This window comes from Exiguobacterium sp. MMG028 (assembly GCF_027947425.1).
Lineage (GTDB): Bacteria > Bacillota > Bacilli > Exiguobacteriales > Exiguobacteriaceae > Exiguobacterium > Exiguobacterium aestuarii_A.
Window position 1 is genome coordinate 860,547 of sequence record NZ_JAQJIN010000001.1, and the last position, 12,453, is coordinate 872,999.

Annotated in this window: 10 protein-coding genes; all 10 read right to left on the reverse strand. The window is 48.6% G+C overall.

Annotation, left to right across the window (positions count from 1 at the left end; all coding sequences use genetic code 11):
• Positions 1-16: 16 nt before the first annotated feature.
• The 10 genes from PJK55_RS04560 to PJK55_RS04605 all read right to left on the reverse strand — a co-directional run bounded on the left by PJK55_RS04560 (position 17) and on the right by PJK55_RS04605 (position 12,412).
• On the reverse strand, positions 17-313 hold the full coding sequence (locus tag PJK55_RS04560; RefSeq protein WP_271304972.1) for a YlxQ family RNA-binding protein: 297 nt from the start codon (positions 311-313) through the stop codon (positions 17-19).
• Positions 310-585, reverse strand: a complete 276-nt coding sequence (rnpM, locus tag PJK55_RS04565; protein WP_214788727.1) for an RNase P modulator RnpM — start codon at positions 583-585, stop codon at positions 310-312. Before rnpM ends, PJK55_RS04560 begins: the two co-directional genes overlap by 4 nt.
• Positions 582-1,745, reverse strand: a complete 1,164-nt coding sequence (nusA, locus tag PJK55_RS04570) for a transcription termination factor NusA (RefSeq protein WP_214691843.1) — start codon at positions 1,743-1,745, stop codon at positions 582-584. Before nusA ends, rnpM begins: the two co-directional genes overlap by 4 nt.
• 14 nt (positions 1,746-1,759) lie before the next feature.
• Positions 1,760-2,230: a ribosome maturation factor RimP gene (gene rimP, locus PJK55_RS04575; RefSeq protein ID WP_015881425.1), complete on the reverse strand. Its 471-nt coding sequence runs from the start codon at positions 2,228-2,230 to the stop codon at positions 1,760-1,762.
• A gap of 119 nt (positions 2,231-2,349) precedes the next feature.
• Positions 2,350-6,642: a PolC-type DNA polymerase III gene (locus tag PJK55_RS04580; protein WP_271304973.1), complete on the reverse strand. Its 4,293-nt coding sequence runs from the start codon at positions 6,640-6,642 to the stop codon at positions 2,350-2,352.
• A gap of 74 nt (positions 6,643-6,716) precedes the next feature.
• A complete protein-coding gene (locus tag PJK55_RS04585; protein WP_271305270.1) occupies positions 6,717-8,417 on the reverse strand; it encodes a proline--tRNA ligase in 1,701 nt (566 codons plus the stop codon).
• A gap of 32 nt (positions 8,418-8,449) precedes the next feature.
• Complete coding sequence (gene rseP, locus PJK55_RS04590; RefSeq protein ID WP_271304974.1) at positions 8,450-9,700, reverse strand: RIP metalloprotease RseP; 1,251 nt, start codon at positions 9,698-9,700, stop codon at positions 8,450-8,452.
• Between the two features lie 3 nt (positions 9,701-9,703).
• On the reverse strand, positions 9,704-10,861 hold the full coding sequence (gene dxr, locus PJK55_RS04595) for a 1-deoxy-D-xylulose-5-phosphate reductoisomerase (protein WP_214691839.1): 1,158 nt from the start codon (positions 10,859-10,861) through the stop codon (positions 9,704-9,706).
• 14 nt (positions 10,862-10,875) lie between these two features.
• Complete coding sequence (locus PJK55_RS04600) at positions 10,876-11,673, reverse strand: phosphatidate cytidylyltransferase (protein ID WP_271304975.1); 798 nt, start codon at positions 11,671-11,673, stop codon at positions 10,876-10,878.
• 1 nt (position 11,674) lies between these two features.
• Positions 11,675-12,412, reverse strand: a complete 738-nt coding sequence (locus PJK55_RS04605; protein WP_214691837.1) for an isoprenyl transferase — start codon at positions 12,410-12,412, stop codon at positions 11,675-11,677.
• Positions 12,413-12,453: the final 41 nt, after the last annotated feature.

Below are 12,453 nucleotides of genomic sequence, written 5' to 3' on the forward strand. Positions count from 1 at the left end.
CCACCTCCGTTAATAGTTAAGAGAGAAGTTGCTTAAGCTTGTTCGCAAATCCGGATTCTGTCACCGATACGACGACACGCATATCTTTCCCAAGTGCGGCACCGATCGTATAGCGATCGCTCACTTCAATCAGCGGCACTTGGTAAGATGCACATTTGTCGGTGACTCGTTTTTTCGTCGAGGCACCTGCATCTCCGGCTAGAATGACGAGCTTGGCACGACCTGCTCGTACATCCTTTAATACAAACTCTTCTCCCATCGTTACTTTCCTTGCTCGAGCGGCAAGGCCTAACAATGATTCCCACTTACTCATGATTCGTCACCTGCGACAGCTTTCAACTGCTCATACAAGGTATCGCTCGTCTTTACTTTCAAATGATGATCGAGCGTCCGTTTTTTCTCTGCTTGACGAACGACATCGAGATCTTTTGATAAGTAGGCACCGCGACCGTTCACTTTACCCGTCTGATCGATGACTACGTCACCTTCAGGCGTTCGAACGACACGAATCAATTCTTTCTTCGGGAGCATTTCTTGTGTGACCACACACTTACGCAAAGGAAGTTTCTTTTGCTTCATGGTCATTCCTCTTCTTTCACCACAGCTGTTTCAACTGAAGCATCTGATAAGTCTTGTTCAACTTCATTTTGAACAATTTCTGGTTCTGATTCAACTTTTTCAGCGAACGTATCGAACAAATCGAGTGCTTCCGCATCTGTCTCGCTCTTAATGTCGATTTTCCAACCAGTCAATTTCGCTGCGAGACGAGCGTTTTGACCACGTTTTCCAATCGCGAGTGACAATTGGTAGTCCGGTACGACGACTGTCGTCGACTTCGCAGGCTCATTGACATAGACGGCAACGACTTGTGCCGGGCTGAGTGCGTTTCGAACGAACTCTTTCGGGTCTTCAGACCAACGAACGATATCAATCTTTTCACCGTTCAACTCGTCGACGATCGTTTGGACACGTTGCCCTTTCGGTCCGACACATGCGCCGACCGGGTCAACGATATCCGAGTGCACAGCAATTTTCGAACGGTCACCTGCTTCACGCGATACAGACATGACATCGACTGTTCCGTTTGAAATCTCAGGCACTTCAAGTTCGAACAAACGGCGCAAAAGTCCCGGATGCGTACGCGACACTTGAATCGCAGCACCTGAACCTTTTGTCGTCGAATCAACTTTCGTCACGTATACCTTGATCCGGTCGTGAATCTGATACGACTCGTTCGGCATTTGTTCGTTCGGAGTAAGGACCGCTTCGATGTTGTTCTCAAGACCGATATACAAGTTGCGTGGATCAAAACGCTCCACAATCCCTGTCATGATCTCGTCTTCTTTATCTGCGAAGTGGTTGTAGATGCGTTCACGCTCCGCTTCACGCATCTTCTGCGTCACGACTTGTTTCGCCGTCATCGCTGCGACACGTCCGAAATCACTTGGTGTGACTTCTTCTTTATGGAAATCACCGAGCTCATAGTTCGGGTCGATTTCATGTGCTTCCTCAAGCGAGAGCTGTTGGTCTGGTTGTGTGAGACGTTCGACGACTTCTAAAAGTGCATAGACACGAATGTCTCCTGTCACCTGGTCGAATTCGACTTTCACATGCTCGTTCGGGTTCGCGACGTTTCGGCGATATGCAGAAATGAGCGCTTGTTCGAGAGCGTCGATAATAATATTTTTGTCAATTCCTTTTTCTTTGGCAATCTGATCGATTGTAGTGAGTAATTGTGGACCCATCTTCTTCCCTCTCCTTAACTAAACGTGACCGCTAAGCGGGCTTGTGCAATTTTGTCTACCGGTAGCGATACCGCTTTTTTTCTCGTCTTGATGCGTGTCTCGATCACGACCGTTTCCCCATCATATGCCGTCAAAATTCCTTCAAACTCTTTGGCACCATCGATCGGAGCGAACGTTTTCATGTAGACGTTTTTGCCTACAGCACGTTCGAAATCACTCGGCTTTTTCAGCGGACGCTCCGCACCAGGACTCGAGACATCAAGATAATAAGCCTGTTCAATCGGATCGGTTTCGTTCAGTTTTTCCGAGAGTTGTTCATTGATATTGACGCAATCGTCTAAATCGACGCCCCCTGGTTTATCGATATAAACGCGCAAGAACCAGTCTGGACCTTCTTTTACGAATTCCACATCGACCAATTCCATGTTTTCTCGTTCGACGATTGGCAACGCAATCGATTCAACGACTTCTGTTATTTTGGACACTCTCATCCCTCCTTCTGGCTTTTACATACAAGAAAGGAGTAGGGTTCCCTACTCCTTTCCGTCGTAGTATCCAACTTTGTTCGATACCAATATATCATATTTTCCCGACAAATCGCAACTTACACCCCAAAATCAAAGAATGAGAGTTGGTTCTCATCAGGCAAGCCTTCAAGACATTTCATTGTATCAAGTGTCTCGATGACCGTTTTCGATAACTTCGCTCGTTTGCGTAAATCTTCTTTCGAGAGGAACTGTCCTTCCTCCCTCGCTTCGACAATCGCTTTTGCCGCATTCGTCCCGAGCCCATCGACCGCATTGAAAGGTGGAATCAACGTATTGTCCTCAATCAAGAACTCTGTCGCGCTTGAACGATACAAGTCGATGTTTTGGAACTTCATGCCCCGCTCAAGCATCTCAAGGGCAAGTTCGAGGACCGTATGCAATCCTTTATCTTTCGCTGTCGCGTCGAAGCCTTTTTCCCGAATATCCGACATCGCTTTACGGACGGCTTGAGGGCCTTTGATCATCGCAGATAAGTCAAAGTCCCCGGCGCGCACGGTGAAATATGTCGCATAGTACAAGATAGGATGATGCACTTTGAAATATGCGATACGGACGGCCATCAAGACGTATGCCGTCGCGTGCGCTTTCGGGAACATGTATTTGATCTTCTTACAAGAAGAGATATACCATTCCGGCACATCGTTCTCCCGCATCTCTGACTCCATCTCCTCTGTGAGACCTTTCCCTTTACGGACGGACTCCATGATTTTGAAGGCGAACGATGGTTCGAGCCCTGCGTAAATCAAATAGACCATGATGTCATCACGACAACCGATAACGTCTTTCAGTTCACACGTCCCGTTATAAATCAGCTCGTTCGCGTTCCCAAGCCACACATCCGTTCCGTGAGACAGACCTGAGATCTGAACGAGCTCCGAGAACGTGGACGGTTTCGTCTCTTCAAGCATCTGACGGACGAACTTCGTCCCAAACTCAGGAATCCCGAGTGTGCCGGTCTTCGACTCAATCTGTTCCGGTGTCACCCCGAGCACTTCTGGTGAGGAGAAAATTTTCATAACGGTCGGATCATCTGTCGGAATCGTTTTCGGATCGATCCCGGATAAGTCTTGAAGCATCCGGATGACGGTCGGGTCATCGTGCCCGAGAATATCGAGCTTCAACAAGTTGTCATGGATCGAGTGGAAATCGAAGTGTGTCGTCTTCCATTCAGACGAGTTGTCATCCGCCGGATATTGAATCGGTGAGATGTCCGCGATGTCCATATAGTCAGGGACAACGATGATTCCACCCGGGTGCTGCCCCGTCGTCCGTTTCACACCGGTGACCCCGGAGACGAGACGATCGACTTCCGCGTTACGATAAATCTTGTCGTTCTCGGTCGCATATCCTTTTACGTACCCATACGCCGTCTTATCCGCAATCGTTCCGATCGTGCCAGCACGATATACATATTCTTCTCCGAACAACACTTTTGTATAGGCGTGGGCATGCGGTTGATATTCACCCGAGAAGTTCAAATCGATATCCGGCACTTTGTCCCCTTTGAATCCAAGGAACGTTTCGAACGGAATATCATGTCCATCTTTTGTATACCATGTGCCACATTCCGGACACTCTTTGTCCGGTAAGTCATATCCAGAACCGACAGACCCGTCATTGAAGAAGTGCGAGTGTTGACAGTTTGGACAGACATAGTGCGGCGGTAGCGGGTTGACCTCGGTGATCTCTGTCATCGTAGCGACGAGACTCGACCCGACCGACCCACGCGAACCGACCAAGTACCCATCATCTAGAGATTTCTTAACGAGTTTATGTGAGATCAAGTAGATGACCGCGAATCCATGGCCGATGATCGACTTCAATTCTTTTTCTAGACGCGCCTCCACAATCTCAGGAAGCTCGTCCCCATAAATCGAACGGGCCATGTCGTAGCTCATATTCCGAACCTCGTCATCTGCGCCTTCAATTTTCGGCGTATACAAGTCATCCGGGATGATTTGAATCGATTCGATTTGATCAGCTATTGCATTCGGGTTCGTGATGACGATTTCACGTGCCAAGTCGTCACCTAGAAACTTGAATTCTTCCATCATTTCCTTCGTCGTCCGGAAGTGGGCATGTGGCAACTCTTTACGTGTATTGATGAAGTTCGCCCCACCTTGGGTTCGAATCAAGATCTCACGATACGAACGGTCGGACCGGTCCAGATAGTGCACATTTCCTGTCGCACATACCGGTAACTCGGCTTTCTCCGCGACACGAATGATTCGTTTGATGATCTCACGGAGCTCCATCTCATTCGCGACAATCTCTTTATCGATCAAATGGTGATAGAGCGCCGGCGGGTGAATCTCGATAAAGTCGTAAAACGACATCATCTTCTCGAGCTCATCATCCGACTTGTTCAAAGCAGCGTCAAAAATCTCACCATTGTCACAAGCCGAACCAATCAATAGTCCTTCACGGCGCTTCACGAGCTCTGAACGTGGCATCCGTGCCATCCGATATAAATAATCGATATGAGAGAGTGAAATGAGTTCGTATAAATGACGAAGTCCCGGCTTTTTATTTTTCGCATAAATCGTCGCATGGAACGGACGAATCTTCGACACGTCACTCCCGACTTTGGCATTCAACGAGCGATGCGTCGTCATCTCAAACATCTGTTTGGCGAGGTCGAGTAGTTTCATCAACAAGTACGCTGTCGCCTCCGCATCATAAATCGCGCGGTGATGCTGAGTCAATTCGATATCGAATCGCTTCGCAAGCGTGTTCAGTCGGTGATTCTTCAAGGTCGGCATCAACGTACGAGCCAGTTCGAGTGTATCGATGACCGGGTAATCATCCGGTTCATGACCTCCGCTCCGAAGTGTCGCCTCGAGGAAGCCCATGTCGAACGATGCGTTATGGGCGACGAGGATACTGTCACCACACCATTCGACGAACTGTTTCGTGATGACTTCTGGGTCAGGTTGTCCTTGCACCATGTCATCCGTGATTCCCGTCAACTCGATTGTCGTCGCCGACAACGCATGTTTCGGGTCAGCGAACGCCTCAAAGCGGTCGATAATCTCTCCGTCCTTGATTTTGACACCTGCGAGCTCGATGATTTTATTGTAGACGGCAGAAAGTCCCGTCGTCTCGACGTCAAAGACGACATATGTTGCATCATCTAATGACACATCACTTGGATGATATGCGACCGGAACGCCATCATTGACGACGTTCGCCTCGACTCCGTACAACACTTTGATGTCGTTTTTCTTCCCGGCATAATACGCTTCCGGGAACGCTTGGACACCAGCATGGTCGGTGATGGCAATCGCACGATGTCCCCACTTCGCGGCACGCGCGACGAGAGCAGATACGTTCGTGACTGCGTCCATTTGACTCATCTGTGTATGTGCGTGGAGTTCGACCCGCTTCTCACCTTCCCACTCATCTCGGGGTGGCTCGACTTTTACTTCTTGGAGTTGCGACGCCATCATGCATAATTCACGCATGAACGAATCATCCTCGACTCGTCCTGCCGTTTGAATCCACATGCCCTTTTTGACGGCACTTAACATCCGATCGTCATCGTCATCGCGCGCAAACACTTTCACGATGAGCGAATCGGTGTAGTCGGTCATTTTGAAGGTGAATAGCTTTTTCCCACTCTTCAGCTCTTTTCGCTCCGCGGAGAAGACGAGACCACGAATGGCGACGCGGCGCTCTTCTTCGATAATCGTCTTGATTGGGACAATCTCATCTTTGATGAGCGCACCCATCCGAATCTCTGTGATTGGCTCGTCATTCGTTTCCGTCGCTTTAGCGAATTGTGCCGCAAGTGCCATTTTCGCTTGCTCGATATCTTCTTGTACCACTTGTTCACGTAAAGCCTGACTGGCTTCGGCGTCTTCAGAAAAGTGTGCCTGACACGGTTTTTTCGTGAACCCATAAGCGCTATAGAGAGCTTGGACTTCTTGACAGAGCTCTTTGTCCACATAGCTCGCCTCAGGTCCGGACCGTACTGGGATCAACAGTTTATTCTGTTCAAATCGCGGTGAGACCGATCCGAAATAGCTTCGCATCGCTCCGGACACTTGACTCAATTCACTGACGATTCGTGGCCAGTAGTCGATATAGTCTTGCTCGCTCCCACCTTTTGCCGTCGAGAATCGCGCGTACACTTCGTCAGCGAACGTCGCGTACCGATTTTCTAATCGACTCATGAACAATTGATGTACGTCATACGGTAAAACTGTCGGAAATGTAAAATAAAACGTCCACGTGCGTCGTTTTTTATTGACGACGAGTCGTGAGAGTTCCGCTTGGTCGAACAGGTCTGTCTCAGTCGTGATCCCAAGATCACTTAATAATAGTTGCATCTTTTGATTTGCTTCCACGGGTCCGTCTTTCCCCCTTTATGCCAATTCGACAAATGAAGGTGACCGCTTACGCTGTCACCTTCATCCATTAATTAATGAACTTCGCTAAATTTTGAAGTGATGACTTGTTTCAATTCGTCGATTGAAGTTTCAATCACTTCGCCTGTGGCACGTACTTTTACTTCAACGATTCCTTCACCGGCTTTTTTCCCGACGTTGACGCGAATCGGAAGACCAATCAAGTCTGCATCGGCAAATTTGACGCCCGCTCGTTCTTTTCGATCATCGAACAAGACATCGTACGTTTGGCCGAGCTCTTCATAAAGACGATTTGCAAGTTCAACTTGCGCCTCATCTTTCGTATTGATTGCAATCAAATGAAGATCGAACGGCGCCACGTTTCGTGGCCAGATGATTCCACGATCGTCATGATGTTGTTCGACGATGGCAGAAAGTGTCCGTGACACACCGATTCCATAGCAACCCATGATGAGTGGTTCAGCACGACCTTCTTCGTTTAAGAATGTCGCTCCCATCGCTTCTGAATAACGTGTCCCTAGTTTGAAGACTTGTCCGACTTCGATTCCGCGAGCGAAACGAACTGGACCCGACTCGTCAGGTGCTAAATCGCCTTCGACAACGAAACGTAAATCATGATAAGTCAATTCTGCTAAGTCACGCTCGGCATTCACGCCTGTGTAGTGCGTGTTTGCTTCGTTCGCTCCACAAACAGCGTCCACGAGATACTTGACCGCATAGTCGGCAATGACTTTAACTGGCGCATGGATTGGTCCGAGCGTACCTGGTGCACACTTGAACAACTCGACGATTTTTTCCTCATCTTCGAGTTGAATATCGAGTCCACCGAGTGCGTTCTTCACTTTGACCTCGTTCGCTTCGTGGTCGCCACGAACGATTGCCATCACCGTCTCTCCATCCACATTGAATAGGACAGATTTGATGGTCGTCTTTGGATCGACGTTCAAGAATTTCGCTACGTCTTCAATCGTGCGATTTTCTTCCGTGTCCACTTTTTCGAGTGGACGTACGTCAGCTTGTTGCATCTCATAACGGTCGAGTGTTTCTGCCATTTCAATGTTCGCCGCATAGTTCGATGAATCGGTATAAACGATCGTGTCTTCACCGATATCAGCGAGCGCTTGGAATTCGTGCGTATCTTTCCCGCCGATTGCTCCAGAGTCTGCGACGACCGGACGATACTTAAGACCTGTACGGTCGAAGATGCGTGAGTACGCGTTATACATGTTTGTATATTCTTCATCTAAGTCTTCTTGTGTCGCATGGAATGAATATGCATCCTTCATCAAGAACTCACGTCCGCGAAGCAATCCAAAGCGCGGACGACGCTCGTCGCGATACTTCGTTTGAATCTGATACAAGTTCATCGGAAGTTTTTTATACGAGTTGAGCTCGTCTCGGACGATTGACGTAATCAATTCTTCGTGTGTCGCACCGAGTGCGAAGCGACGGTCATGACGGTCAGTCAAGCGCATCAACTCCGGACCATAAATGCCCCATCGTCCCGTCTCTTCCCAAAGTTCTGCCGGTTGGATGGCAGGCATTAATAACTCTTGTGCACCCGCACGATTCATCTCTTCACGGATGATTGTTTGGATGTTGTGTAACACTTTATGTCCGAGTGGAAGATAAGAATAGATTCCTGCCGCATTTTGACGGATGAATCCTCCCCGGACGAGAAGTTGGTGGCTGACCGCTTCCGCGTCAGCCGGTACTTCTCTCAATGTAGGCATGAGCAATCTAGATTGTTTCATACAGTTCAACGTTTCCCTTCTCTACAAAAAGCTTATTTAAAGAATGATTGAATGTCATTCCAAGTGACAATCAACATTAAGATCATCAATAAGGCGAACCCGATAAAGTGGACGAATCCTTCCTTTTTCGGATCAATCGGACGCCCTCGTACCGCTTCGAACAAGAGGAAAATCAATCGTCCTCCATCCAATGCCGGAAGCGGGAGCAAGTTGAAGATAGCGAGGTTGACGGAAAGGAGCGCTGTCCAGTTCAACAGCATAATCAAACCGCTCGCTGCCACTTCATCTGTCATCCGTACGATTCCAACAGGTCCTGCCAACTGATCGACACCAACCTGTCCCGTCACCAAATCACCAACGGCTGAGAAGATGAGGGTGGACATCGTCCACGTCGTCTCAGCACCTGTCGTCACAGCTTTGAATGGTGAACGCTCTAATGCGTTCGTGACACCAAGAATCCCAACCGTTTCTCCATTTTGTTCAACCGCTTGTGGTGTGACAGTGACGGTCGCCTCCTCACCATCACGGACGTACGTGACATCCGTTGGCGTATCGGCGCGGTCAGCTAGAGCCGTGCGCAAGTCGAGCCAATCTGTGACTGGTTCGCCTTCAATCGAAACAATTTCATCTCCACTCATCAACCCTGCCTCATCAGCGGCTGAATCAGGTTGAACGGTACCGATTTGACCATCGTTCGTGGGCGTTCCTTGAACGAGACCCACGATAATGAGCAAGATGAACGCTAAAACGAAATTCATCGCTGGACCGGCTGCAATCGCCAAGACCCGTTTCCATACCGATTGGGCACCGAACGTGCGATCATACGGTGCGATTTGAATTTCCATCCCTTGGTCGACAAGAAGGGTATCCCGTTCTAACGAATAGACACGCACTTCCTCATCGATGAGGAGCTGTACTTTTAATTCATGCGTCGCGTCAAATTTATCGACGGTACCGACGACTTGAACATCCGTAGCGGTGTCCGGCTGAAAATAGACCCGGTCCACTGTGCCTTGTTCGGTTAAACGAAGTCCCACGTGTTGACCTGCACGTACTTCAATCGGTTCGAAATCTTCCCCAGCCATTTTGACATAGCCACCGATTGGTAAGAGACGGATGGTATAGAGCGTTTCATTTTTACGGAATGAAACAATTTTTGGACCGAATCCGATTGCAAACTCGTGACAGAGAATGCCTGCCCGTTTCGCCATGACGAGGTGTCCCCATTCGTGTACCGAAATGAGAACCCCAAACATCAGAACGATGGCGATAAAAGTCGTCATGATTTATTCCCCACCTTCAATTCCTTGCTGAATCTGTTGACGTACTGCTCGGTCTACTTCTAGAATTTGTGCGAGCGTCGGTTCGGCAATCACTTCATGTTGAGCCATCGCCTCTTCCACGAGTCGTTCAATTTCTAAGAAGGTAATCTGACCGTTTAAGAACAGGTCCACTGCCATCTCATTGGCCGCATTCAGGACTGTCGGCATGGAGCCGCCGATTCTTCCTGCTTCAAACGCTAACCGAAGTGCCGGATAACGGTTGAAATCAGCCTCTTGAAAATGTAGCTTACCGATTTCTTTCAAGTTTAACCGCTTATTCCCCTCAATTTCAAGCCGCTTCGGTTCCGAAAGCGCATAGAGAATCGGTCCCCGCATATCCGGGTTTCCGAGCTGTGCCATCACGGCTGCATCTTTAAATTCGACCATCGAGTGAATAATCGATTCACGATGCAAGATGACTTCAATATCATTATAATCGATATCGAACAGCCAGTGTGCCTCGATCACCTCGAGCCCTTTATTAAACATTGTCGCAGAGTCGATTGTGATCTTCGCCCCCATCGACCAGTTCGGATGATTCAATGCATCTTCAACCGTCACGTCGGCTAATTCTTCCCGCGAACGGTCACGGAAGCTTCCACCAGACGCTGTTAAAATAATTTTTGAAACATCTTCTCTTCGTTCCCCATTCAAACATTGGTAGATGGCAGAATGCTCGCTATCGACAGGTAAAAGTTTAACTCCATGTTCTTTCACGGCCGCCTTGACGAGGTGCCCTGCCGTAACGAGTGTTTCTTTGTTGGCGAGTGCAATATCTTTTCCTGCTTGAATCGCAGCAAGCGTCGGCTCGAGACCGACCGCTCCCACGACTGCTGTCACGACGATATCCGCGCGTTCTGCCGTCGCACACTCTTTGAGACCTTCAGGACCGATGAAATATAGAGGTTCATATGTAAGGCGCGGCTTCAATTGTTCGAGTACCTCGATACTTGTCGCCGACACATATTTTGGTCTAAGTCGATTGATCCATTCCGTGGCAACATCGACGTTCGTGCCGAACGCATACGCCTCTAATTCAAACAGGTCGGGGTGCTGTTCGATGACGTCACATGTCTGCACGCCAATCGAACCTGTCGCCCCAATTAAGCTAATTCGCTTCATCTCGACACTCCTTCTTATAGCAGATTAAACACCCAAATGACGGTAAAAACCGCAATCATACTGTCGAACCGGTCAAGGATTCCTCCGTGGCCAGGTAAGAGATGACCTGAATCTTTTACTCCGAACTGACGTTTATAAGCGGATTGTACCAAATCACCGAGCTGTCCGACGACGGCAACGACAATGGCTAAAATAATCACTTCTAATACCGGTAAAATCGGATCGATCCAGACGAAGATGATGCCGAGTACAATGGCCGATACAATTCCGCCGATTGCCCCTTCGATCGTCTTATTCGGGCTGATTGATGGCCATAATTTTGCCTTCCCGAACGCTTTCCCAGTGAAATAGGCTCCAGAATCCGTTGCCCAAATCATGAACAAGATGAGCAACACTTTCGACAACCCGTCGTCAGACAGGCGTACGAGTGCGAAACTTAAGAAACCGACGACCAAGTAGACAGCGGATACAAAATAGAACCCAGCATCTTCATACGTGAATCGATTTTTTGTGACGACTGTCCAAAACAGTAATAACACAAGCCCTAATACGAGCCACTGTTCAATCGTGAACGGCATCTCGCCCGTGACGATTCGCGTTTCCAGTAACAACAAGACGAATGGGAAAGCAACGAGGAGCGATGTCACTAAAAATGGGAACGCCAACAGCTTATGTTTTCGCATCAATGTGAATTCGCTCAATCCAATGAGGGCGAGAATCCCCATTAAAGAAACAAAGGCGTTACCACCGAGTGCGATGACGGTAATAAAGATTGCGCCCGCCCATAGGCCTGTAATAATTCGTGTCTTCATATTACACCCCACCAAAACGTCGCGTGCGCGCGTTGTAAGATTCAATCGCTTCTACAAAATGCTCACGCTTAAATTCCGGCCACAATACTTCTGTGAAGTGGAGTTCAGCATATGCGCTTTGCCATAGTAAAAAGTTTGACAGTCGTTGTTCACCACTCGTACGAATGATGAGATCCACATCTTGAACGTGAGTCATGAGTCGTTCACCGATTAACTGATCATCCACGGCGTCTGGTACTAGCATACCAGACTGTACATCCTCGGCAATGCTACGCATCGCTTGGACAAGTTCATCCCGACCACCATAGTTGAGTGCAAAGACGAGTTTCAAACCTGTATTTGTAGCAGTCCGTTCTCTCGCCTGATCGACAGCCTCACGCGTCTCGCGTGGAAGTTTCGTCGTGTCCCCAGCGACGAGCACCTGGACGTTTTGTTCATGAAGTTCTTTCAAATCGGTCTCTAAAAATTGTTTCGGCAACTTCATCAAGAACGAGACTTCCTCTTCCGGACGAGTCCAGTTTTCCGTAGAAAACGCGTAAAGCGTCAGTGATTGAATCCCGAGTTCTTGCGCTGTCCGAACCGCTTCACGGATTGACTTCATCCCTTCTCGGTGACCCATGATGCGAGGGAGACCACGTTTTTTGGCCCAACGTCCATTTCCATCCATGATGATGGCTACGTGCTCAGGAACACTTAATTCTGCCTCGATTTTTGTTTTAGGATTCACCCATTTAAACATTCTGTTATCCTCCTGATTGTATGAAAGAAGGACCCTCTCAG

Excerpts from the sequence above, each read along its gene's own strand:
- PJK55_RS04560 (WP_271304972.1), bottom strand. The coding sequence starts at position 313 with ATGAGTAAGTGGGAATCATTGTTAGGCCTTGCCGCTCGAGCAAGGAAA.
- rnpM (WP_214788727.1), bottom strand. The coding sequence starts at position 585 with ATGACCATGAAGCAAAAGAAACTTCCTTTGCGTAAGTGTGTGGTCACA.
- nusA (WP_214691843.1), bottom strand. The coding sequence starts at position 1,745 with ATGGGTCCACAATTACTCACTACAATCGATCAGATTGCCAAAGAAAAA.
- PJK55_RS04585 (WP_271305270.1), bottom strand. The coding sequence starts at position 8,417 with ATGAAACAATCTAGATTGCTCATGCCTACATTGAGAGAAGTACCGGCT.
- rseP (WP_271304974.1), bottom strand. The coding sequence starts at position 9,700 with ATGACGACTTTTATCGCCATCGTTCTGATGTTTGGGGTTCTCATTTCG.
- dxr (WP_214691839.1), bottom strand. The coding sequence starts at position 10,861 with ATGAAGCGAATTAGCTTAATTGGGGCGACAGGTTCGATTGGCGTGCAG.
- PJK55_RS04600 (WP_271304975.1), bottom strand. The coding sequence starts at position 11,673 with ATGAAGACACGAATTATTACAGGCCTATGGGCGGGCGCAATCTTTATT.
- PJK55_RS04605 (WP_214691837.1), bottom strand. The coding sequence starts at position 12,412 with ATGTTTAAATGGGTGAATCCTAAAACAAAAATCGAGGCAGAATTAAGT.